A 22,000-nucleotide genomic window follows, 5' to 3' on the forward strand; every position below is an offset into this window, starting at 1 on the left:
AGTCTGAGGAGTAATGGCCCAGCTTGAAGTGGCAATGGGCTATGAGAAAGCCGACCTTCGGGTCGGCTTTTGCTTTTTGTGGCTATGACTCACAGCGCTCTCAAACCCATGGCAGCCTATGACTTTTTGAGGGCGATGCGGCCGTTTTCCTTTGTGGTGGCCTTGTCGGCCTGTGGCCTGGGCACCTTGCTGGCTTATCAGCAGGGGTATGGTTCCATCACGCTTGCGCTGCTCATCGTCCTTGCCGGCATGCTACTGCAAGCTGCAGTCAATCTGATTAATGATCACGCCGACCTGCCCCTGCTTCAGGCGGAGCTGCAGCGCGCGGATTCTGGTTCAGCGGCCCTGTTGACCCAGGCCATCACGGCGATTCACCGAAACTATCGCGTCGGCTTGATCTTTTTGGGCATCGCCTTGTTGATTGGGCTGGGTCTGGTGTTACACCGCGGTTGGCCTTTGCTGCTATTGATCTCGATTGGTTTGCCGGGTGCCTATTTTTATTCCGCTGAGCCGATTCACTATAAGCGCCGAGGGCTCGGCGTGTTCATGGTGTTTTGGCTGATGGGGATCCTTCTGATAGGTGGTTCAGCGATGGCTATGGGCGCGCCTTTATCCCTGCAAGTGCTGCTGATGAGCGTCCCCTTTAGTCTGTTTACCGCCCTAGTCTTGCTGGGTAATGAGATTCGTGACTATGACAAAGACCGCGCAAACGAGTTGCGTACCTTGACCGTGCGCATTGGTGTGCCTGCGGCCCGCGTGTTTTTTGCATTGGGCCTGGTCGGCAGCTATCTGATGTGTCTTTTCTTGTGGCGAGCCGAACTCTTGCCGATATTCTGGCCGCTCATATTATCGCTGCCTTTTGCCATTACCCCGCTGCGTGCCGTTGTTACACGCTCGGTTCAGGCCCAGGCGTTACCCCAGCAAACCGGTCGATTGTTCGCCGTATTTGCGTTGCTATATCTAGTGAGTTGTTTACCGCTGCTCTAGTTCACCCGACCAAAAAAAGCCGCTTTTTCGCCCGTGGCTCGGCCGTTACGCACGCAATCATTCATGGCGATGCCGCGAAAGGCATTGCCGGTAATATGAAGGCCACGATATTGCTCAGCGCGATCCATGATCTGATCGACCGCTTTGATATGCCCAACCGGGTATCCGGGCAGGCCTTTGGGCCAGCATTTAATCATGGTCGCATCGGGTTCCTGAGTGATGCCCAATGCTTCCGCCAAGCCGCGTCGTGATTCGGCAATCAACGCCTCATCACTCAATTCGAGTTTCTCTGGTGAGCGCTGTCCACCGAGCATAATGCGCACACTTTTCATTCCTGGCGGCGCTCGGTCGGGAAAGATGCTGCTGTCCCACAATACACCCAAAAACGGTAGCGGTGCTGTGGCTGTCGTCAGAAGGCCAAAGCCATCCAAATCATGATCCAGTTGTTTCCAGCCAAAACCCACCACCGCAATGGGAGAGTAGGATAAAGCAGCCAACTGCTCAGACAACTGGGGGTCGAGTTCTTGGAACATGGGCGCTGCACAATAGGCTGGTACAGCCGTAATCACCTGATCAAAGTTCACACTGCTATCTGGAGTGCGCACCACATATTGCGCGCCTTCGCGAGTGATGGACTCGACGCTGGTGCCAAGGTGCCATGTGGCTTCAATTTGGCCCTGCAAGTGCTCGATGATGCGACTCATGCCGCCTTTGAAGCTCATCAGAACACCGCCGGGTCCCGCACTTTTCTTGCGGCGGGCCAGCATGCCCTTGAATAAACCACCATGATCGCGCTCTAGTTGAGTGACCAGCGGGAAAGCAGCCTGCACTGAGACCCGATCTGCTGTCGTGCCATAAATGCCCGCCGTCATGGCATCTAAAAAAACATCTGTAAACGCTTGCCCCAAGCGGCGATAGCCAAAGGCCTGCAGGGTTTCATCCACATCGTCTTTTTTCGCAGGGATAAAAAACTCGCCAGCGACACGAAGCTTTTGCGGCAGAGTCAGCAATTTGGATTTCAGGAATTTGGGTGGGCTGTCTGGGAAAGCATGCATGGCATCGGTATAAATAAAGCGCTTGCGCGAGGCATCTTCGCTGCGCATCAATAAATGCAATCCTTGGCAATCTTCCACCAGTTTCAACATGTCCGGCTTGTTGCTCAAAAAGCCATTGCCACCTTCCTCGAATAAAAAGCCATCCAGATCGCGGGTATGCAATGTGCCACCGGCATGCGCATTGGCCTCATAGATATGTATCTGCGCATCGCTGCGGGAGCGTTGCAGGTAAAAAGCCGTGCTCAGTCCGCTGATACCAGCGCCAATGATGGCTACGCGCATGTAGTCTGCTCCTGCTTTTGTTTATCCTGAATCAGAGCGCGTCTGACGCGTTCAAATGCTTGGCCACTGATATGCGAAATAATCGGCTTAGCCACGCGGCCCACGGTTTTATCCAGTAATTTACTCGGTAGGTGATACTCGATAACGAGGCGTACTCGTGTGCCTCCGGGCACGGCGAACAAGCGATAGCGCCCCGTATTGGGAATGCCGCTTCGTGAGGCCCAACTGAGTTTGGTGGGGGCTTCTTCCTCGACAATGGCTACGTCCCAGCTGAAACTCATGCCATTGGTTTTTACTTTCCAGCGATAAGTGACCTCATCCAGGGCAGTCACTGATTCCACCGCATCGGCATAGCGCGGAAACTCATCCACACGGCGCAGCAAGGCAAATACTTCCTCAGGTGCGGCTGGAAACAACATATCGTGTTCGATGGAAGGCACTCTATTCTCCCCGTTGTGTTTTTGGCGTCATCATGGCTAGACACCCAAGCGCTCAGCGCCGATCAAGAGTGTTCAGCCTGTTTGGCGATTCCGCGCGCCATGGCATCAAAAACGATGGCATGGGCAGGCGCCATGGCGTACCAATACAGGAGGCCCCAAAAACCGGCAGGATGCCAGTAATTATGTACCTCAATCTGCGTCCCCTCATTTTTTGGACTGATACAGATTTCCAGAATACCTGAGCCTGGTACCCGCATGCCAAAGGCCAAGGTCAAGCTTTGTTCCTCTCGCATGGCAACCACTCGCCAAGAGTCGACCATATCGCCCAGGCGGAGTAGGTCAGGGTCGCGTCTGCCGCGATTGCGGCCAGGCCCACCCAGCATCCAGTCTAACCACTCGCGCAATGTCCATAGTGTATTGAGGGCGAAGTAGCGTTGTTGACCACCAATGCGTTGCACCAGCCTCCATACCTCTTCTGGCGAAGCAGAAGACCAAGCGCTACCCATGGCTTTTTTAGCGTAAAATCCATAGTCCAAGCGTTGTTGGCGGAAGGCAAAAGCGCCTTCTGTCCATCGCGCCGCAACCCGATGCTCACGTTCAGCAGCAAAACTGCGTTTCACCGCAGCGCGAAAGCCCAACAGCTTTTGCGGCATCAGGGCCTTAGCCCTAGCATCATGCGCCACATAATCTTCTTTTAATCCCTCAATAAGTGCGCGGGCGATAGGGGTGGGTACCGAAGTCACCAGATGCAGCCAATAAGATGAGAGTTTAGGGGACAGCAGAGGAACTGGAATAACCAGCGGTGGGCGATGTTCGGCTTCCTCGGCCAAGATCCTCATCATCTCGCCATAAGTCAGATATTCCGATCCCGCGGTATCCAAGATTTCACCATGCACGGACTCATCTAAGCGAGCCACCTGCGTTAGATAATGTAATAAATTCTCCAAAGCGATAGGGGGTGATCGTCGAGACACCCAGCGTGGTGTCAGCATCACCGGCAGATGCAACACCAGGTCCCGCATGACTTCAAAGGCCGCAGAACCCGGGCCAACAATGATCCCAGCGCGTAATTCAATCACCGGCACCGTGCCGCGGCGCAATTCATCGCCCGTCTGACGACGTGAGACGATATGCTCTGAGCGCGCTGATTCGGGGGCAAGGCCGCCCAGATAGATGATACGTTTTACCCCAGCATCGGCCGCCGCCTGCGCAAAATGACGTGCAGCCAAAAGATCCAGATCGCCAAAAGCTTTGCCCGCGCCCATGGAATGCACCAAGTAATAAGCCGTGGTGACCCCTTCTAAGGCAACCGCCAGCGTCTCGGGTTTCAGTGCATCGGCGGCAACACATTCAACATCCGCCCAGCCACGGGCTTGTAGCACCGATAGATTGCGCGCTGCTGCGCGTATCCGAGAATGGCCGGCGGTGATTAGCCACGGTACGAGATTTGAGCCAATATAGCCGCTGGCACCAAACACCAAGCTAAGCTCTTGAGATGATGGGCTGCTCATGTGACGGCACCCTCATTTTTCCTCAACAGCATGCGCACCATGGCGGTACTCAGCAGTTCGCCCGATTCGTTGCGAATATCAACTTGCCACAATTGCAATCGCTTGCCCAATTGCCGCGGCAGCGCGGTGCCATTCGCCCAGCCGCCTGAGCCGCTTTGCACATGTTGAATATCCAGACTCAGACACAAAGCCAGCGTGTCATCAGGGCAGGTCAAAGAAGCGGCCAGGCTCGCCAAAGTCTCGGCCAGTGCAGCGCTGGCGCCGCCGTGCAGCAAACCCATGGGTTGCAGCGTGCGTTCATCAATCGGCATACGTCCGCTCAGCCCCAGGTCGTCAATGGCCGTGATTTCCATACCCAAGCGCGCCATCAGTCCCTGTTGAAACTGCGCGTTCAAAATCGCTAAATCGGTGGGTCTACGCCAACTGGGTTTCATGGGCTATTTGGGTCCTGATAAGGCAAAGCTTGCAGGGCGAGCAGCTGCAGTTCGCGGCGCCTGGGTTTGATGCCAGTCTGCTCGGGCATGGGCAGAAAAGCCAATGGCAGCATAAAACTCGGCAGCTGGGTGCCCAGCCAAGCCTGAAGCTGTTCAGTTGCGATGGGATTGTTGGAAGTCACAAAGGCCATGGGCCGTTCGCCATAAACAGGATCGGGGTAAGGAACGACAATGGCCTCCAGAATATCAGGATGTGTTTTCAGTATCCTTTCAATCGACTCTGGCTGGATATTTTCACCGCCGCTGATGAACTGATTGTCGGCGCGTCCGACAACGCATAGCTCGCCATTTTCCCAGCGGCCAAGATCTCCGGTATGAAACCATCCATCAGCATCGCGCGCTGGATCCAGACTTTGGCCACGCCAATAGCCTAGGAACAGGGTCTGACCCCGAACCAGAATCTCTCCTGAGTCCGCAAGGCATAGCTCCCGATGCGGCAATAAATGCCCTTTTCCCTGAGGGTCACGGGTCCATACCTGAGCCGTCATTTCCGTTAAACCATAGCTCATCCAACAGCTCAAGCCTCTATCCGCAGCTTGTTGTAACAGTTGCGGATCAGCAGGTCCGCCGCCGATAAGCAGCTGACTGAGGGTGCTGGGTAACCTCGGGGCTTGCAGCAGCCGGCGCAGCTGAGTTTCCACCAAGGACAAATGGGTGACCTGCCATGCGGAAAGAAAATCCCCGTCCTGCGCCTGTTCACCAAAAATCATGGCGGCCCCCGCCAGCATGCAGCGAAACACGATCGCCAAGCCACTGACATGATAAAGCGGCAATGACAGTAGATAGCGGTCCATATGATCTAAGGGGGCGAGTGTATTGGCTCCTTGAGCACTGCGCACCAGGTTTTCATGGCTGTGCACTGCTAACTTCGGTATGCCGCTACTGCCGGAGGTGAGTATTCCGCTCCAAGGCTCATCCGCAGCAAAGTTTTCTTTTAAGTGCGGAGCTGCGGTGCTTGATGACGGCATGGGTGTTAACGACTGTCCAGGCACGAGACTAAAGTGATGTAGCTGTGCCGCTATCAAAGTTTGTTCTAGGTAAGCGGGTGGCAGCCGGGAATTGATGGGAACAGCCCAAGCGCCAGCGCGCGCCACAGCCAGCAGATCAATCAGGGTTTGTAGATCAGTACTGGCTTGCAGCACCACCCACGTTTGAGGTCTGAGGCCTTGCTGCTGGAGATCTTTAGCCCGCAGGCTAACGCGTGTATGCAGGGAATGATAGTCCACCGAACCGATGTCAGGTCCGCAAGCGGCGACACTGCCCGGGTGGCGCTCAGCCGCCTGGCTTAATAAACAGTCGGTCAAGACCAACTCCCCAGACATTGCATGTGCTTGCGCTCCATCACGGGTTTATGCGCATGCTGTGGCTGACTGTGTATCGGTTGAATCAGGGCTGCCGTTAATGCCCCAAAGGTATCGAGTCCATGCGGGCCAGAAAGCTTTAAGTGATCGGCCAACGCAGCATAAAAATCCAGCGTCAGATTGCTTTCATAAGCGGCACTGAGCACGATGGTTTTTTGCCACTCATTGGCGGCATAAATCAACTGCAAACTTCGCTCTAAACCCAGCAACATGGGTTTGATCACCAAAGCCTTTAAGCCCGGCAACCGCAGCAGCGCAGCCAAGCTCGCCTCAGAGCAGTCGCGCAGGGTTTCATCCAAAGCAAAGGGTAGGCCGGTCTCCTGCCACCAAAGCGCATAATCGCCGCCGGCGGGCAATGGCTCTTCCACATAATCGATGGCGCGGATATCGAGGCCTTGGGCCAATGCACGGCCGGCCTCCAGATTCCAGCAGCGATTGGCATCGATGCGCAGAGTAGACCCGGGTGACAAGGCACTCAAGGCTACTTGGATACGCGCCTGATCAGTGGCAAAATCCTTCGCTCCCACTTTGATTTTGAGACAATCGGCTGCACCCAGCTCGGGTAATGTCTGGTCATGACGCCAAAGCCTGCATGAGGCAACAGGGCCGGCAAAAGAGAGGTTTTGTTGCATCTGGAATAGCCCCGCTTCAATCCCAAAGCGCGCTTCCTCTGCGCAATCAAGCGGTGCTTGTTGGAGGCTTTGTCGCCAGTTAGCAGCGGAATTCAGCAAATCGAGTATTTGTTGTTCACAGCATGCCAGCGTGCTGCGACTAAAGCCGGGCAAGGGGGCTATTTCAGACCAGCATATCGATTCGGGTGATTGGCCATGCCATTCCAGCAGCAGGCCCTCGCGAACATCCAGCGTCTTTACACCCAGAGACAGGCGCGCTTGCAAGGGCAGGCGATAACGCCAAAGCTGCAAGCGGGTGATCACGGTTGGCGCTTGAACTTACCAAAGTCGGGCCGGCGTTTTTCCAGATAGGCGTTGCGCCCTTCCTGACCCTCTTCGGTCATATAAAACAGCATCGTGGAATTGCCGGCCAATTCTTGAATCCCGGCCTGACCATCGAGTCCGGCATTAAAGGCGGATTTGAGCATGCGCAGGGCAATGGGCGAGTGTTGAAGAATTTGTTGGCACCAAGTGACTGTCTCGATTTCCAAGTTAGCCAGCGGTACCACGGTATTGACCAGTCCCATATCCAAAGCCTGTTGGGCGTCATACTGGCGGCACAGAAACCAGATCTCCCGGGCTTTTTTCTGCCCCACCACACTGGCCATATAACTGGCACCGAAGCCACCATCAAACGATCCAACCTTGGGTCCGGTCTGTCCAAAGCGGGCATTGTCAGCGGCGATGCTGAGGTCACAAATCAGATGCAATACATGCCCGCCACCAATGGCATAACCGGCAATCATCGCCACCACTGGTTTGGGGCAGGAGCGAATCTCTTTTTGTAAGTCCAGTACATTTAAATGATGCACACCGGCATCATCACGATACCCCGAGTCGCCACGCACACGCTGATCACCGCCGGAGCAAAAAGCCAGATCACCGGCTCCCGTGAGGATCACCACCCCGATGTTCTCATCAAAGCGAGCATCAGACAGCGCTTGTTGCATTTCTTTAACCGTCAACGGGCGAAACGCATTACGCACCTCGGGGCGGTTAATGGTGATTTTCGCCATCCCTTTAGCCTTGTGATAGAGGATGTCGCTAAAGCTTCCGGTATGGTCTTCCCAGGAAGCCCCCGGGCGGATGGTAAATCCTGTATCTGTGCTCATGATGGGCGTTCTTCGTTGCTAAGGAGATGGCTTATGCGTTCGGCAAATGCCGCGGGTGCGCCCGCATGGCAGTTATGCCCAAGGGTATCAAAGAGTACCAGCTTCAAGCAGGGTTTTTGGGCCTGTAAGGCCTGTGCTGTGGCCATGAATTTGGCATCTTGGCCTCCGGTGATATAGGCCTTGAAGGTTTTCTGCTGGCTTAGCTGAGTCATTAAATCTGCTTGCTCCCCGAGGCTGGTGACCCTCATTAAAGCAGCCATAGCAGCAGGATCTTGCCGGCGGCGAGCGCTGATCAGCTGCGTTCTTTGGCAATCACTTAAATCTTGGAATACCGCTTGCTGATACCAATCGTGAAGCACCTCAGACAGCGGTTCGCTGGCGAAGCGCTGAGCCCACTGCCGATCCTGAATGAGGCGTTCTCGTCTTGCAGCCTGGTTTGGCAGTCCCGGATGCGCGCTCTCTAGCAAAAGACTTTGGATGCGCCCTGTGGCTTGAGAAGCCCAATGCATGGCAATACGCCCTCCCAGGGAATACCCCAGAAGGTGAAACTGCTCTGGCAAATTGGTTTGGAGTTGCTCCCATGCATATCGGCTGTACACTTCAATATTCGCAGAATCTTCGCTACCCGCTAGGGTCTGAGCATCGGGTAGGTTTGGGCTGATGAGAGCGCGCTGATTGGGCCAGTGGCGCCGCACATCCTGCCAGTCATCACCGCTGCCCAAAAAACCATGCAATAAAACTAAGGGCAGCATCATGCTGGCCGAGTGGGCTCGGCGGTGCCGCGAAAATGGGCGTTGAGGCGCTCCCATTCTTGTTGCGTGTGTTCCGCTACCACCTTGTACTCCAATAGGCTCACCCCCGGGTGAGCACAAGCCTGTCGGTAGGCATCGCCAAAGGCTGCAAGGGACTCGGGAGCTGAATATTTAAGGCCGAACTGCGCACTGATATCAGCAAACTGTAAGCCATGTGGGGTTTGAAAAAACGCTTTAAATATGTCTTTTTGCTCGCGTGCGGGTAGGCCATGAAAAATACCCCCGCCATCATCATTAATCACCACGATCACCAATGGCTTGGTTTGATGTTTGGCCAAGGCCAAGCTATTGAGGTCATGCAGCAGTGAGAGATCTCCCAACAGCAAGCTCAGACCGCCATGACTATGCAGGGCAGCGCCCATGGCGGTCGCCACCAGCCCGTCAATGCCACTAGCGCCTCGCTGGGTCAGTAATGAGGGCAGTCGGTCTGGGCGCGCCTGAGACACCCAATCCACTAAGCGCACACTGAGGCTGTTGCCGACCATTAGCGTCATATCGCTGGGTAACTCTTGGCTGATCATGCGCGCCAGATGCAAGCTCGAGCCTCCATCAGCCAGTAGGTCGTCTAATTCGTGTTCGATCCACTGTTGCAATGCGGTTAGTTGGGTATCAATCGCTTGCATGCCCTTAAGTCCCTGGCAAAAAGCCGTGATATCCGCTTGTCTTTGCTGGGCTCGGCGGCTGGGGTCTAGAGAATCACCATGGCTGTCGATCAGCCAGTAGTCTCCCGGAAACTCCGCCAGCCATTGATTCAGCTGTTTACTCACCAAGCGCCCGCCCAGCTGAATGACTTGCTCGTAGTGATCCAGGTGTTGCCGGCACTCGCGATGGGATGTGGCCAAGCTGGCGTAATTCAGCACTTGTGGGTGGGCATACAAGCGCAAACCGCTGCCTACATCACCCAGTATCGATAGGCCGGTGCGTTGTGCTAATCCCAGAATAGCGCTCGCTTCTTGCTGATTTAACTGGCCGGTGACCAGCAAGCTGCGCTTATCGAGGGTCGGCATCTCGGCCCAATCAATCGCAGTTAGTGAGCCGCTGGGGATTTGCCTGCGCTGTAAGTCCCAAGCGGGTTTGCGTATTGCATACAGAGGTTCCCGGAAGGGAACATTGATATGCCCCGGGCCACGGCTGGCGGGCGACAAACAAGCGATGAGGTACTTGTGCAAAGTATCCTGAGCATGCGTTGCTTCTAACTCATCGAGTACCAGAGTCTGGCGCACTTGGGGATGAAAAATATCAAGCTGCTCGATCGTCTGATTGGCACCGCAGCCGACCAAGTCTGAGGGTCGGTCGGCAGTGACAGCCAGCAGGGGCAAGTGGCTGTGGCGCGCCTCAACGATGGCAGGGTGTATATTCGCGACGGCCGAGCCTGAGGTGGTGATGACGGCTACAGGCCGTTGGCTGGCCTTAATCAGCCCCAAGGCAAAAAAGCCAAGCCCGCGCTCATCAAAGTGCGTATGCAGGCTGATATCCGCATAGTGCTCTGCCCATTGCACCGCCGCCAACACCAGCGGTGCGCTGCGGCTGCCGGGTGCCACGCACAGTTCACGCACACCGTGATCATAAAGCGCTTGAAGAAGTGCGCAACTACGTCTGAGGTTGGCCTCGCTGATTGCCTGATTCATGATGCTCAGCGCATCAGGGCATCAAGAAAAGATGAGATTTTGGCCTCCAGTTCCTGCCATTCAGTCTCTGGTTCCGAGCCGGCAACAATGCCCACGCCTGAAAAACAGGAGACCTGATTGCCGCGCACCAAAGCAGAGCGAATGGCCACCGCAAATTCCACCGTTTGTGGCGATACCAGACCCACAGCGCCGCTGTACCAACCCCTTTGTGTGGCCTCTAGCTGCTGAATCAGCGCCTGCGCAGCCACTTTTGGCACACCGCACACCGCTGGAGTGGGATGCAGGCAGCTCAGCAACTGTGCATCACTCACCCCGGGGCGGAGCTGGCCGGAGATGGGCAAATAACGATGCTGAATGCGGTCTAGTTTGATTACGCCCGGCAGACTGGGGCTGTAAAGCTGCTCGGTTAAAGGCTGCAGTTGGGCTTGGATAAAGCCCGCCACCAACTGATGCTCCAAGCTAAGTTTGGGATCGTTGAGAAGTTCACGGGCCAGGAAGGCGTCCGTCTCAGGGTTGCTGTCTCGCGTCATCGTTCCCGCCAAAGCTTCGGTGGCAATGTAATGACCTTCACGCCGGAATAAACGCTCTGGTGTACAGCCCATGAACAGGCTGGAGCCCATCTCAAAGGCAAAAGCGAAGCAGCCTTGATTGTTTTTTTGCCAACGCTGTAGCACCGGGAATGCCGGCACAACATGGTCCAGCAGAACGTCGACGCGCCTGGCCAATACTGCTTTTTCAAGCTCTCCTTGGTCAATTTGATGCAACACCTCATGAATCCGTCGGCGGCAGGCTGAAAATACCATGTGATCCTGTCGTTGCACGGGGTCCGAGGAGGCTGGGTCGATGTGTTCAGGCCAAGCCAATTTCAAGGACTCTAGGGTATGCACCAGCTGTTGTCGCTGCCTAACAAATGCCTCATGGCTGCTGGCATATAAGTTGATCTGGAGTTCATGGTGGTCGCCCTGCTGGCGAAGTGCTACCGCAGGAAGAATAAAACGCGCTGCGGGAAAGTCCTGCCACTCTGAATCGCCGGGGCGATGATTAAATGCGATCCCGCCCAGAAAGGCTTTGTCATGATGTTCCAGCACATGATGCATGTGTGTGAATAGGTCATCATAATCACCGTCGGCGCTGGCGGTGAGCACAACAGCGGCGCCAATGCCTGCCCACAGGGTCTGGCCATCGCGGCTGCGCCACAGGCAGCGTTCACCCAGAGGGTTATGATGCAGCCATTGAAAGGCATCAAGATGACCTACGGACTCGGTAGCGTGCAATAGCCTACCGGCCTGAAAATGCCATTGTTTGGCGGCATCAATCAATCGCTGCAAGGCGACATCCGCGGCGATTGGATCCAGCTGGGCCCGATCAATAGATGGCATTGAGGCTGGGTCAGCGAAAGCTCCTGACTCACCGTCCAATAAGCGCTGTTGCCGGTTTGATTGACTAGGGGAAGACACGGGGATTCCTGAAATTCCTCTTTGTGCAAACCCCCACAGTTTACCTTGAAAAGCCGTATCGATGACCCCATCTAAGCCTGTAATCAGACACTCAAATCAAGGAATCTTCAAAATGCGTATGGACAAACTGACCAGTAAGTTTCAGCAGGCATTGGCTGATGCTCAGTCTTTGGCCATCGGTCGGGATCATCAAATGATCGAGCCCGCGCACCTGATGATTGCGCTGCTTGATCAGCAAGGCGGCTCGGTTCGGCCACTACTGGCGCAGGCGGGCGCTAATGTTAACCTCCTGCGCTCACAATTAGGCGAGGCCCTTGAGCGCTTGCCTCGCGTTGAGGGGGCGGCTGGCGATGTGCATGTGGCTAATGATCTTTCGCGTCTGCTCAATATCTGCGACAAGCTGGCGCAACAGCGCAAAGATCAGTTCATTTCCTCCGAATTGTTCGTGCTTGCTTTGTTGCAGGGCAAGGGCGAGGTTACTGATTTGCTGCGCCAGGTCGGCGCCTCGCGCCAGTCCATTGAGCAGGGCATTGAACAGCTGCGTGGTGGGCAGGCGGTCAATGACCCCGGCGCTGAGGAGCAACGTCAGGCTTTAGAGAAGTACACCATTGATCTGACTGAGCGCGCTGAGCAGGGCAAGCTGGATCCTGTCATCGGTCGTGATGAAGAAATTCGCCGTGCGATTCAGGTATTGCAGCGGCGCACCAAGAATAATCCAGTATTAATTGGCGAGCCGGGCGTCGGTAAGACCGCCATTGTTGAGGGTTTAGCGCAACGCATAATCAATGATGAGGTGCCCGAGGGTCTAAAGGGTCGGCGTGTATTGTCGTTGGATATGGGTGCCTTGATTGCCGGTGCTAAATTTCGCGGTGATTTTGAAGAGCGGCTCAAAGCGGTGCTCAAAGATTTGGCCAAACAGGAGGGCCAGATCGTTCTCTTTATTGATGAACTGCACACCATGGTGGGTGCCGGTAAGGCTGAGGGGTCCATGGATGCGGGCAATATGCTCAAGCCTGCCTTGGCGCGCGGTGAATTGCATTGTATTGGCGCCACGACTCTAGATGAATACCGCAAGTACATCGAGAAGGATGCGGCACTTGAGCGACGCTTCCAAAAGGTTTTGGTGGATGAGCCTAATGTTGAGGACACGATCGCCATTTTGCGTGGCTTGAAGGAACGTTATGAAGTGCATCATGGCGTCGATATCACCGACCCAGCCATTGTTGCCGCTGCGACGCTATCGCATCGTTATATCACCGATCGTCAGTTGCCTGACAAGGCCATTGACCTGATCGATGAGGCCGCCAGTCGCATCCGAATGGAAATCGATTCCAAGCCGGAGAGCATGGATCGACTGGAGCGGCGGTTAATTCAGCTCAAAATTGAGCGCGAGGCGCTGAAAAAAGAATCCGACGATGCCTCGCGCAAGCGCCTAAAGACGCTTGAGGACGAGATTGCGCGACTGGATCGAGAATATTCTGATCAAGAAGAGATTTGGAAGTCCGAAAAAGCGGCGCTTACCGGCGCTGCCTCGGTGAAAGAAGCGCTGGAACGGGCGCGCATGGACCTTGAAACAGCACGGCGTGCGGGTGATCTCGGCCGCATGTCGGAGCTGCAGTATGGGCGTATCCCTGAGTTAGAAAGGCAGTTGGCGGAAGCCACGCCGGAGATGACACAAGAACCTCGGTTGCTGCGTAACAATGTTACCGATGAGGAAATTGCGGAGGTGGTCTCGCGCTGGACGGGGATTCCCGTAGCCAAGATGCTGGAAGGCGAGCGCGACAAACTGCTGCGCATGGAGGAAGTCATCACACAAAGGGTGGTAGGTCAGAATGAGGCGGTCACAGCCGTTGCCAATGCCATTCGCCGCTCTCGCGCGGGCCTGTCCGATCCAAACCGGCCCAATGGGTCATTCCTGTTCTTGGGACCCACAGGGGTAGGTAAGACCGAACTCACCAAGGCTTTGGCCGGCTTTTTATTCGATACCGAGGAAGCCATGGTGCGTATCGATATGTCGGAGTTCATGGAGAAACACTCCGTGGCGCGCTTAATTGGCGCGCCTCCGGGATATGTGGGCTATGAGGAGGGCGGGTATCTAACCGAAGCGGTGCGGCGCAAGCCCTACTCAGTCATCCTGCTTGATGAGGTGGAGAAAGCCCACCCGGATGTCTTCAATGTGTTGCTGCAGGTATTAGATGATGGGCGCCTGACCGATGGTCAGGGGCGGACCGTGGATTTCCGCAACAGCGTCATTGTGATGACCTCTAATCTGGGTTCGCAAATCATCCAGGAAATGGCCGGCGAGGAACACTATGATGAGATGAAGTCAGCGGTCATGGCGGTGGTGGGTTCCCATTTTCGTCCGGAATTTATCAACCGTATCGATGAGGTAGTGGTGTTTCATCCTCTTGGCCAAGAGCAAATTCGTGCCATTACCACCATCCAACTCGATTACCTGCGCCAGCGGTTGGCTGAACGCGATATCCGTATAAACATCAGTCAAACGGCCTTGGATCGTTTGGGCGAGGCAGGCTTTGATCCGGTTTATGGCGCGCGGCCATTGAAACGAGCCATTCAGCAACAGCTAGAAAATCCTCTGGCGCAGCGCTTGCTCAGGGGTGAATATGGTCCCGGAGACGTGATAAAAGTGGATGTGCAGGATGATGCCCTGAGTTTTGGAGTGAATACCCATGAGTGAAACCTTGCAATTATCGGGTGAGTTAGTGAGTCAGGTGCAGGATATACTGGCAGCGCATGATGAGCGTTGTCAGGATCCTCTGGTTGCCGTGCAATATCTATCCGCCGTCAGCGGTTATGTGTTGGGCTGTCAGCCCATTCCCGCCCATCAGCGGGATGCATTTTTAGATCAGTTGGCGCAGTTCATGCGTCAAGTGCATGATGATGTTGCCAGTCAGTCCGCGCCAGCTCCGGCACAAGCGCCTGCAGGTGAAGCCTTCGGGGTATGGCAACCTGGTGATCCTTGATTACGGATTGTCGGCGTCTTTTTTGCGGGTCATTTCGCGCAGCATGGCTTCTTGATCGGCAAAAGAAGGCATGCGCTTCTTGGTCTCTGTAGGCTTTTCCTCGCCTGTGTTTTTGCCGGGCTGGAGAAAAATGCGCATGCGTAAGCTTTTATTGTAGTCGTTGACACGGCGATCGATCCAAAAGGCATCAAAGACGAGAAACACGACAATTGCCACACCGGCCATTAGCGCGAATGGGATATTGGCCGTTACTAAGCCGAGAATGAGTAATACGGCCAGCAACAAATAAGCGACCCCGCCCCAAAGTTCTTTTAAGTAGAAGCGATGCAGCCCCAAAGGCGCCAAGAGCAATAATAAATAGGCCGTCCGGCGATGGCGCATCTGGCGTGTCAAACTTGCATTGACGGCTTGTAAGCCGGCGCCGCGCAGATTCATTTGTTTCCAGGATTTTTTCAACATGCTTGGATTGGGCTTCAAGGCTGGTAGTATGCACAACGTACGATTTTGATCAGGAATTTGCAAAATGGCTGACCGACGTCTGCAAGTCTTTTACACCGTGGCACGTTTGCTGTCCTTTACCAAGGCGGCAGAAGCCTTGCATATGACCCAGCCAGCGGTGACCTTTCAGGTGCGTCAACTTGAAGAGTATTTCAATACCCGCTTATTCGATCGCACCCACAATCGCGTGAGTCTAACCGAGGCCGGCCGTGCCGCTTTCAATCATGCGGAGCGCATCTTTGAGACCTATAAGGAGATGGAGAACGCCATTCGTGACATCACCGGCGATGTTAATGGGGCGCTTACCTTGGGTGCCAGTACGACCATAGCCGAGTATATGCTGCCGGCCTTATTGGGAGATTTTAAAAAGCGCTACCCGGAAGTGAATTTGCGTCTGCGTGTCTCAAACTCTGAGGGCATCATCTCCATGGTAGAGAACAATGTCATCGATCTCGGTGTGGTCGAAGGCCCGGTCGCCAATCGTAATCTACAAGTTGAGGTTTGCCGCCTAGACGAATTGGTGGTGGTTACACCGCCTGATCATGCTTTGGCCAAAAAGCATTCCGTCCACATTGAGGAAGTCCTGCCTTACCCCTTCATCTGCCGTGAAGAGGGTTCGGGCACTCGTGAGGTGATCGCGGATTATCTGGCACAGCAAGGCATGGGGCGCAACGCACTAGCTGTCAGCCTCGAGCTTGGCAGTCCGGAAGCAATCAAAGGTGCAGTGGAAGCGGGCATGGGAGTCTCCATTCTGTCTGTCAGCACGATTGAAAAAGAACTCACCCTCAAACGCCTGGCCAGCATTCCCTTAAATCCGTGTCTGAATCGTCCCTTTTCATTTGTCCATCAACGGCAAAAATTTCGTTTGCGGGCGATGGAGGAACTCTTGAGTTTTGCCCGCGAATATTGTCAGCCGGATGCATCGTGAAATCTGGCATCCCAGACTGAGAGGTCAAAGATGAAGAACTATGCGGTTGTTCAGCATTCTTATGCCGAGTTCTTGGGGCTTATTGAGAGTCACTTGGAAAAGCGCGATATCGGTTTTAGCTATTATCGGCCATTCGTTGGTCAGGACATGCCTGGCTCAGCCGCACAATTTGATGGCTTATGGCTGTTAGGAGGCGCTTGGCCGACGGCTGATGCCGAGAATAATCCGCAGGTGCCTGATGAGATCCGTTTAATCAAGGTGTTCCAAAAGGCCAAACGGCCCGTCGTTGGCTTGGGTATGGGTGGGTTGTTGGTGGCACAAGCCGCTGGCGGTGAAGCTATGGCCGAACCGGCCTACACCAGCGCCTTTGTAACCGCACAAATCACCGAGGCTGGGAAGGGCGATCCTCTGGCTGAGGCGCTCAATGGAAAAAAACTGCTGGCGCTGTTCCATGGCAGTGTCGATTTGCCAGAGGGCGTGCAGCCCATCTTGGTGGATGAGCACGGACGCTGGTTAGCCATTCGTCCAGACGCACTGACTTATGGCTTGTTATTTCGCCCTGAAATGAAGCCCGGCATGCTCGAGGACATCATTATGGAGCAGGGGCACAATCCCCCGCCCAATATCGGTGAGTTACTCTCGGAGGCCCGTATGGAGTGGCTGAATATGCAGAAGGTGACCGATGAAGTCGTCGTCGCCTTAGTGGCAGAGCTGGGCCTGATGCAGGAGCGGCGCAAAATGCCGGTATTTAACCTGACGCTGGAATGATGAGACGGTGATGATGTCAGCGGGTAACCGCAAGGTAAAACAGCGGCTGTTGCAGGCTCTGGTGCAACTGCCTGAAGAAAAAGCCGAGATGCTAGCGGATTTTGCGGAATTTCTAGCCGGCAGGCAGGAGGCGCTGCCGCTACAAACGCCTAAGCTGCTTCCGAGGTCGCCTGAAGAGACTGTTGTCCAAGCCATGAAACGCTTATCCGCGAGCTATCCTATGCTGGACAAAGCCCGATTACTCAACGAGACTTCCATGCTGATGTCTCAGCATGTGATGCAGGGACGGTGCGCGACTGAAGTAATTGAAGAACTTGAGGCGGTATTTATGCAGCACTACCAGTCTTATCGGGAAGGTGGTCGATGATTCCAGTGCTTGAGCGTTGGTATCAGCGCCATTTTTCCAATCCTCAAGTAGTGATTCTTGCGCTACTGCTTTTGTTTGGCTCATTGGTGATGATTTTTGCCGGTAAGCTACTGGCGCCGATTCTCGCTTCTATTATCTTTGCTTACCTTCTTGAAGGCGGTGTGCGCCGCTTACAGGCTTACGGATTGCCGCGGCTTCTGGCGGTCACCATCGTATTTATCGTCTTCTTAACCCTAACCATCGCCTCCATACTTTTGCTGATTCCGATGCTGAGCCAACAGATTGTGCAATTGGTGCGGGAGTTGCCTGCCATGGTGGTGCAGGGTCAAGGATTATTGCTGCAACTGCCTGAACACTATCCGCAGTTCATCTCCGAAGAGCAGGTCGTGGATATCATGGGAGCGATTCGCGCCGAAACCATCGCCTTAGGGCAACGGGTGGTGAATTTCACGCTTAACTCGGCCATGCATGTGGTCACCATTATGATTTATTTGGTGGTAGTACCACTCATGGTTTTCTTCATGCTCAAGGACAAACAAGTCATCATGGCGTGGATCAGCAGTTTCTTGCCGCGTGATCGCCATCTTGCCAACAGGGTTTGGGCAGAAGTGAACGTGAAAATTGCCAGTTATGTCCGCGGTAAGTTTCTCGAGATTCTGATTGTTTGGGCAGTGAGCTACCTGACCTTTTGGTTCTTCGGGCTAAACTATGCGTTGCTGTTGTCCTTCATGGTGGGTATCTCAGTGATCATCCCCTATGTTGGTGCTGCCGTAGTGACTTTGCCGGTGGCCATGGTGGCGTATTTTCAGTTCGGCCTTTCCTCAGAGTTTGCCTATGTGCTGATTGCATACGCGGTGATTCAATTCCTCGATGGTAATGTACTGGTGCCCTTGTTGTTCTCTGAAGTGGTCAACCTCCACCCCGTTGCGATTATTGCCGCCGTGCTGATCTTCGGTGGCCTTTGGGGCTTATGGGGCGTATTTTTTGCCATTCCTTTGGCGACCTTAATCCATGCAGTGATCCGCTCATGGCCGCGCCTGGATCGGCTTGAGGTCGGGGCAGCGGGTGCAGCTGATGCCGAAGAAAGCCCGAGCTGACGCCTTAGAGTTGCTCTGAGGCGTAATCTGCCAACCGTGAGCGCTCGCCCCGTTGTAAGGTCATATGACCACTGTGCTGCCAATGCCGGAAACGGTCCACCACAAAAGTCAGGCCTGAACTGGTCTCGGTGAGATAGGGCGTATCGATCTGGCCCACATTTCCCAGACACACGACTTTGGTTCCCGGTCCGGCGCGGGTGATTAGGGTTTTCATTTGTTTGGCGGTAAGGTTTTGCGCCTCATCTAGGATGATAAATCGGTTCAAAAAAGTACGCCCGCGCATAAAATTCAAAGAGCGGATTTTCACCCGGCTGCGCAGCAGATCTTGAGTGGCGGCGCGGCCCCAATCACCCCCAACATCCGATTGGGTCAGCACTTCTAGGTTGTCCATCAAGGCGCCCATCCACGGCGTCATTTTTTCTTCCTCGGTACCGGGCAAAAAGCCAATATCTTCGCCCACTGGCACAGTCACCCGCGTCATGATGATTTCTGAATAGCGTTTATCATCCAGCGTTTGCGCCAAACCCGCAGCCAAAGTGAGCAAGGTTTTGCCGGTGCCGGCGGCTCCCACCAAGGTCACAAAGTCAATATCGGGATCCATCAATAGATTCAGCGCTAAATTTTGCTCGCGATTGCGGGCTTGGATTCCCCAAACCGAATGCTTATTGCTGGTGAAGTCGCGTATGGTCTCAACTAAGGCGGTTTCGCCTTCGATGGCGCGGACGATGGTGGTGAAGTCTTCCGCCGACTCATTATAAAGAAACTGGTTGGGATGCCATTGCGCCACAATCGGGCCAGAGATCCGGTACAAAGTTCGGCCACTCTCCTGCCATGAGTCCATGGTTTTGACATGGGTCTCCCAAAAGTCTTCGGGTAAATCAAAGCGGCCACTGAACAACAGGCTGACATCATCCAATACCTGGTCATTGAAATAATCTTCGGCATGAATGCCAATGACAGTGGCTTTAATGCGCAGGTTGATGTCCTTAGAGACCAGCGTGACACGCGTGTCCTTGGCCTGGCTTTGCAGTGCTAACGCAGTACCCAAAATGGTGTTGTCGGGCGTATTGCCGGGCAGGTTGTCAGGCAAAGGGCTGCCTTGTGCTTTGACCTCAAAGAACAGACGGCCGGTGACTGTGGCCTCATCCCTAAGGGGCACGATAGCGCCAGTTAAAGGTAACCCAGAAGCAATGTCTTTAGAGTCGGACGACTCTAGGATTTCGTCTAAAAACCGACTCACTTGGCGCACATTGCGGGCCACCTCGGATAAGCCTTTCTTGGCTCGATCCAGCTCCTCAAGAACCACCATGGGCAGAAAAATATCGTGTTCCTTGAAACGAAATAGTGCCGTGGGGTCGTGCATCAGCACATTCGTATCAAGCACAAACAGGCGTTTGCCCGATATTTCCTTTTTCAATGTGGTAGTCCTTTGAGAGGTGATCAGTCAGAGAGTTCCTCGAGTACTGCAATCACTTCTTCAACATGTCCAGGAACTTTTACCTTGCGCCACTCGCGGCGCAAAACGCCCTGGTTGTCGATGATAAAAGTACTGCGCTCGATCCCACGCACTTGTTTGCCATACATGTTTTTCATTTTGATGACGTCAAAAAGCGTGCAGAGGCTTTCATCCTCATCAGACAATAGCTCGAATGGGAAGCCATATTTGCATTTGAATTTTTCATGAGATTTAACGCTGTCACGAGAGATGCCCAGCACGCGTGCGCCGGCAGCCTCTATGCGGGAAAAATGTTCGGTGAAATCCTTACCCTCTGTGGTACATCCTGGGGTGTCATCTTTGGGATAGAAATAAAGCACCACAAAACCTTGCCCCAAAAGAGAAGACAAGCTGATTGCTTGATCCCCAGTGGCCGCCAGAGTGAACTCCGGGACTTTTTCGCCAACAACAACAGCAGACATACGGTTCTCTCCAATATTCAATTTTTCTAGCCACTTAGGGTTTGATGGGTTCGATCACCCCATCCAGGTTTAATTCATCACACAAGTCCAGAAAGTCATCGCGCAGTGAGGCGATGTGTTCCCCGGCTGGCACTTCCACCGCTAGGTGAGCAGTAAAAAGCGAAGTTGTTGAATGTGAGGGCGTGTAGGCGTGGGTATTCATTTCCCGGATCTCGATGTCTCGGGCAGCAAAAAAGGTCAATACCTGATGCACAATGTCCGGTTGTTCTAAGGCGATGATGTCGACCGAGTAGGGCAGCGTCTGGCTAGAGAGCTGTGGTGTGCTGGTGTGTCGTGAGAGCAATTGTAGCTCTGCTTCAGCGGCAATTTCCGTTAGGGCTTTTTCCACTTTGCCCAGCGTGCTCCAATTCCCATTGATCAACAAAGCACAGCTAAAACTGTCGCCCCAGACGGATAGATGACTGTCTTGGACGCTGCAGCCACAGTCCAGTATGACAAAGCTCAACATCGGTAGGAGGCCGGGGCGATGTTCGCCCGAAACACACACGAACAGATGGGTTTTTCTGTTGTGTCTCTGGGTTGCGCTCATTCCGGCGTGGGCTTTTATTTTGGGCAGGCTTTTCAATGCAAACAGGTTAACAGTTTGTTGCACGGCTGCCTACGATTGATTACGTGATTTTGGCGCTTGATGGTTGCCCGTGCTGACCAGTACTATGAGGGGGTTTTCCCGCGCGGAGATGTGGATGTTTCACGGCAGCATGGTGGCCTTGGTCACTCCGATGAATAGCGATGGCTCTTTGGCCTTTGAGGCGCTTGAGCATCTGCTTGAGTTTCATATCGATCAGGGCACGGATGCGATTGTCGCGGTGGGCACGACGGGCGAATCGGCCACCTTAGATGTCGCCGAGCACTGTGAGGTGATCCGTCGTTGCGTGCAACTCGCTGAAGGTCGCCTGCCTATTATTGCTGGCACCGGGGCTAATTCAACCACAGAGGCAATTGAACTGACTCGGCTAGCGATGGAGGCGGGTGCGGATGCTGCTTTGTTGGTAACTCCTTACTACAACAAACCAACGCAAGAAGGTCTGTATCAACATTATCGCGCTGTGGCTGAAGCCGTCCCTATGCCCCAGATACTTTATAATGTTCCTGGGCGCACGGCCGTTGATCTGCTGCCTGAGACTGTGGATCGGCTGGCTGATATTTCCAATATCGTCGGATTGAAGGAAGCGACAGGAGATTTGCAGCGCGCCGCGGAACTGGTTGCGCTTTGTGGTGATCGAATGGATTTGTACAGCGGGGATGATCCCACAGCTTTGGATTTTATTCTGGCGGGAGGCAAAGGCAATATATCGGTCACAGCCAATGTCGCCCCCTCAGCCATGCACCAGATGTGTGCTGCAGCGCTGCGACGGGATGAAAATGCTGCGAGAGACATAGAAGCCCCAATTAAGGAATTACATCAGGCACTGTTTGTGGAATCCAATCCGATCCCGGTGAAATGGGCCCTGTACGCGATGGGTTTGATACCGGATGGAATCAGGCTACCCCTTACTCCATTGTCGCAGGCTTTGCGAGCTCCTCTGTGTGAGGCTCTGCGCCGAGCAGGCATAACTCTTAAGGCATAGAAA

The 22,000-nt window shown here is 54.3% G+C and carries 22 protein-coding genes; 8 read left to right on the forward strand and 14 right to left on the reverse strand.

The annotated features are described in order from the left end of the window. Positions 1-84: 84 nt before the first annotated feature. Positions 85-987 (forward strand): prenyltransferase, encoded by a 903-nt coding sequence (locus CKX93_RS06160; protein ID WP_076755956.1) that lies wholly within the window; start codon positions 85-87, stop codon positions 985-987. Here CKX93_RS06160 and hemG read toward each other — a convergent pair. The 10 genes from hemG to CKX93_RS06210 all read right to left on the reverse strand — a co-directional run bounded on the left by hemG (position 984) and on the right by CKX93_RS06210 (position 11,810). Beyond that, a complete protein-coding gene (hemG, locus tag CKX93_RS06165) occupies positions 984-2,324 on the reverse strand; it encodes a protoporphyrinogen oxidase (protein ID WP_076755790.1) in 1,341 nt (446 codons plus the stop codon). The two genes, CKX93_RS06160 and hemG, sit on opposite strands and share 4 nt — an antisense overlap. After that, the gene (locus CKX93_RS06170) at positions 2,315-2,764 is read right to left on the reverse strand and encodes an SRPBCC family protein (RefSeq protein WP_076755791.1); all 450 of its coding nucleotides are present in this window, start codon (positions 2,762-2,764) and stop codon (positions 2,315-2,317) included. The genes hemG and CKX93_RS06170 overlap by 10 nt, the downstream gene beginning before the upstream one ends. A 62-nt stretch (positions 2,765-2,826) precedes the next feature. Further along, positions 2,827-4,275: a DUF2867 domain-containing protein gene (locus CKX93_RS06175; protein WP_076755792.1), complete on the reverse strand. Its 1,449-nt coding sequence runs from the start codon at positions 4,273-4,275 to the stop codon at positions 2,827-2,829. Continuing rightward, positions 4,272-4,709, reverse strand: coding sequence for a PaaI family thioesterase (locus CKX93_RS06180; protein ID WP_076755793.1), 438 nt, complete (start codon positions 4,707-4,709; stop codon positions 4,272-4,274). Before CKX93_RS06180 ends, CKX93_RS06175 begins: the two co-directional genes overlap by 4 nt. Continuing rightward, on the reverse strand, positions 4,706-6,073 hold the full coding sequence (locus tag CKX93_RS06185; RefSeq protein ID WP_234982824.1) for an AMP-binding protein: 1,368 nt from the start codon (positions 6,071-6,073) through the stop codon (positions 4,706-4,708). Before CKX93_RS06185 ends, CKX93_RS06180 begins: the two co-directional genes overlap by 4 nt. Continuing rightward, complete coding sequence (locus tag CKX93_RS06190) at positions 6,070-7,065, reverse strand: enolase C-terminal domain-like protein (protein ID WP_076755795.1); 996 nt, start codon at positions 7,063-7,065, stop codon at positions 6,070-6,072. The genes CKX93_RS06185 and CKX93_RS06190 overlap by 4 nt, the downstream gene beginning before the upstream one ends. After that, complete coding sequence (gene menB, locus CKX93_RS06195; RefSeq protein WP_076755796.1) at positions 7,062-7,913, reverse strand: 1,4-dihydroxy-2-naphthoyl-CoA synthase; 852 nt, start codon at positions 7,911-7,913, stop codon at positions 7,062-7,064. The genes CKX93_RS06190 and menB overlap by 4 nt, the downstream gene beginning before the upstream one ends. Then, the gene (gene menH, locus CKX93_RS06200) at positions 7,910-8,668 is read right to left on the reverse strand and encodes a 2-succinyl-6-hydroxy-2,4-cyclohexadiene-1-carboxylate synthase (protein ID WP_076755797.1); all 759 of its coding nucleotides are present in this window, start codon (positions 8,666-8,668) and stop codon (positions 7,910-7,912) included. Before menH ends, menB begins: the two co-directional genes overlap by 4 nt. After that, complete coding sequence (gene menD, locus CKX93_RS06205) at positions 8,665-10,353, reverse strand: 2-succinyl-5-enolpyruvyl-6-hydroxy-3-cyclohexene-1-carboxylic-acid synthase (protein WP_076755798.1); 1,689 nt, start codon at positions 10,351-10,353, stop codon at positions 8,665-8,667. Before menD ends, menH begins: the two co-directional genes overlap by 4 nt. Positions 10,354-10,358: 5 nt before the next feature. After that, positions 10,359-11,810, reverse strand: coding sequence for an isochorismate synthase (locus CKX93_RS06210; protein ID WP_234982825.1), 1,452 nt, complete (start codon positions 11,808-11,810; stop codon positions 10,359-10,361). 118 nt (positions 11,811-11,928) lie between these two features. Here CKX93_RS06210 and clpB point away from each other — a divergent pair, with 118 nt between their 5' ends. Next, positions 11,929-14,508 (forward strand): ATP-dependent chaperone ClpB, encoded by a 2,580-nt coding sequence (gene clpB / locus CKX93_RS06215; RefSeq protein WP_200799829.1) that lies wholly within the window; start codon positions 11,929-11,931, stop codon positions 14,506-14,508. Next, positions 14,501-14,794 carry a hypothetical protein gene (locus CKX93_RS06220; protein WP_076755800.1) on the forward strand — a complete coding sequence of 98 codons (294 nt, stop codon included), beginning with the start codon at positions 14,501-14,503 and terminating at the stop codon, positions 14,792-14,794. Before clpB ends, CKX93_RS06220 begins: the two co-directional genes overlap by 8 nt. On the opposite strand, the gene CKX93_RS06225 is transcribed toward CKX93_RS06220, so the two are convergent. After that, positions 14,795-15,316 carry an NINE protein gene (locus tag CKX93_RS06225; protein ID WP_240076649.1) on the reverse strand — a complete coding sequence of 174 codons (522 nt, stop codon included), beginning with the start codon at positions 15,314-15,316 and terminating at the stop codon, positions 14,795-14,797. 1 nt (position 15,317) lies between these two features. Between CKX93_RS06225 and CKX93_RS06230 the strand changes: the two genes are divergently transcribed. From CKX93_RS06230 to CKX93_RS06245, 4 genes are read left to right on the forward strand one after another with little or no spacing between them, the layout of a single operon-like run. After that, entirely contained in the window at positions 15,318-16,220 is a 903-nt protein-coding gene (locus CKX93_RS06230; RefSeq protein ID WP_076755801.1) for a LysR family transcriptional regulator, read from the forward strand. A gap of 30 nt (positions 16,221-16,250) precedes the next feature. Next, the gene (locus CKX93_RS06235; RefSeq protein WP_076755802.1) at positions 16,251-16,988 is read left to right on the forward strand and encodes a type 1 glutamine amidotransferase; all 738 of its coding nucleotides are present in this window, start codon (positions 16,251-16,253) and stop codon (positions 16,986-16,988) included. 10 nt (positions 16,989-16,998) lie between these two features. Continuing rightward, complete coding sequence (locus CKX93_RS06240; protein ID WP_338066001.1) at positions 16,999-17,355, forward strand: Crp/Fnr family transcriptional regulator; 357 nt, start codon at positions 16,999-17,001, stop codon at positions 17,353-17,355. Continuing rightward, positions 17,352-18,452: an AI-2E family transporter gene (locus tag CKX93_RS06245; RefSeq protein WP_076755804.1), complete on the forward strand. Its 1,101-nt coding sequence runs from the start codon at positions 17,352-17,354 to the stop codon at positions 18,450-18,452. The genes CKX93_RS06240 and CKX93_RS06245 overlap by 4 nt, the downstream gene beginning before the upstream one ends. Before the next feature lie 4 nt (positions 18,453-18,456). On the opposite strand, the gene CKX93_RS06250 is transcribed toward CKX93_RS06245, so the two are convergent. The 3 genes from CKX93_RS06250 to CKX93_RS06260 all read right to left on the reverse strand — a co-directional run bounded on the left by CKX93_RS06250 (position 18,457) and on the right by CKX93_RS06260 (position 20,958). Beyond that, entirely contained in the window at positions 18,457-19,815 is a 1,359-nt protein-coding gene (locus CKX93_RS06250; protein WP_234982840.1) for a PhoH family protein, read from the reverse strand. A 77-nt stretch (positions 19,816-19,892) separates the two neighbouring features. Further along, a complete protein-coding gene (locus CKX93_RS06255; protein ID WP_076755806.1) occupies positions 19,893-20,369 on the reverse strand; it encodes a peroxiredoxin in 477 nt (158 codons plus the stop codon). A gap of 34 nt (positions 20,370-20,403) precedes the next feature. Further along, entirely contained in the window at positions 20,404-20,958 is a 555-nt protein-coding gene (locus CKX93_RS06260; protein WP_076755807.1) for a glycine cleavage system transcriptional repressor, read from the reverse strand. A 154-nt stretch (positions 20,959-21,112) separates the two neighbouring features. On the opposite strand from CKX93_RS06260, the gene dapA reads away from it, so the two are divergent. Beyond that, entirely contained in the window at positions 21,113-21,997 is an 885-nt protein-coding gene (gene dapA, locus CKX93_RS06265) for a 4-hydroxy-tetrahydrodipicolinate synthase (RefSeq protein WP_076755808.1), read from the forward strand. The last annotated feature ends 3 nt before the right edge of the window (positions 21,998-22,000 follow it).

The organism is Ectothiorhodosinus mongolicus (assembly GCF_022406875.1).
Lineage (GTDB): Bacteria > Pseudomonadota > Gammaproteobacteria > Ectothiorhodospirales > Ectothiorhodospiraceae > Ectothiorhodospira > Ectothiorhodospira mongolica.

What these genes read in the sequence shown, in the direction of transcription:
- CKX93_RS06230 (WP_076755801.1), top strand. Translation starts at nt 15,318, where the DNA reads ATGGCTGACCGACGTCTGCAAGTCTTTTACACCGTGGCACGTTTGCTG.
- clpB (WP_200799829.1), top strand. Translation starts at nt 11,929, where the DNA reads ATGGACAAACTGACCAGTAAGTTTCAGCAGGCATTGGCTGATGCTCAG.
- hemG (WP_076755790.1), bottom strand. Translation starts at nt 2,324, where the DNA reads ATGCGCGTAGCCATCATTGGCGCTGGTATCAGCGGACTGAGCACGGCT.
- menH (WP_076755797.1), bottom strand. Translation starts at nt 8,668, where the DNA reads ATGATGCTGCCCTTAGTTTTATTGCATGGTTTTTTGGGCAGCGGTGAT.
- CKX93_RS06160 (WP_076755956.1), top strand. Translation starts at nt 85, where the DNA reads ATGACTCACAGCGCTCTCAAACCCATGGCAGCCTATGACTTTTTGAGG.
- CKX93_RS06180 (WP_076755793.1), bottom strand. Translation starts at nt 4,709, where the DNA reads ATGAAACCCAGTTGGCGTAGACCCACCGATTTAGCGATTTTGAACGCG.
- CKX93_RS06250 (WP_234982840.1), bottom strand. Translation starts at nt 19,815, where the DNA reads ATGCACGACCCCACGGCACTATTTCGTTTCAAGGAACACGATATTTTT.
- CKX93_RS06255 (WP_076755806.1), bottom strand. Translation starts at nt 20,369, where the DNA reads ATGTCTGCTGTTGTTGTTGGCGAAAAAGTCCCGGAGTTCACTCTGGCG.
- CKX93_RS06245 (WP_076755804.1), top strand. Translation starts at nt 17,352, where the DNA reads ATGATTCCAGTGCTTGAGCGTTGGTATCAGCGCCATTTTTCCAATCCT.
- CKX93_RS06175 (WP_076755792.1), bottom strand. Translation starts at nt 4,275, where the DNA reads ATGAGCAGCCCATCATCTCAAGAGCTTAGCTTGGTGTTTGGTGCCAGC.
- CKX93_RS06220 (WP_076755800.1), top strand. Translation starts at nt 14,501, where the DNA reads ATGAGTGAAACCTTGCAATTATCGGGTGAGTTAGTGAGTCAGGTGCAG.
- CKX93_RS06235 (WP_076755802.1), top strand. Translation starts at nt 16,251, where the DNA reads ATGAAGAACTATGCGGTTGTTCAGCATTCTTATGCCGAGTTCTTGGGG.
- menB (WP_076755796.1), bottom strand. Translation starts at nt 7,913, where the DNA reads ATGAGCACAGATACAGGATTTACCATCCGCCCGGGGGCTTCCTGGGAA.
- CKX93_RS06240 (WP_338066001.1), top strand. Translation starts at nt 16,999, where the DNA reads ATGATGTCAGCGGGTAACCGCAAGGTAAAACAGCGGCTGTTGCAGGCT.
- menD (WP_076755798.1), bottom strand. Translation starts at nt 10,353, where the DNA reads ATGAATCAGGCAATCAGCGAGGCCAACCTCAGACGTAGTTGCGCACTT.
- dapA (WP_076755808.1), top strand. Translation starts at nt 21,113, where the DNA reads ATGTTTCACGGCAGCATGGTGGCCTTGGTCACTCCGATGAATAGCGAT.
- CKX93_RS06260 (WP_076755807.1), bottom strand. Translation starts at nt 20,958, where the DNA reads ATGAGCGCAACCCAGAGACACAACAGAAAAACCCATCTGTTCGTGTGT.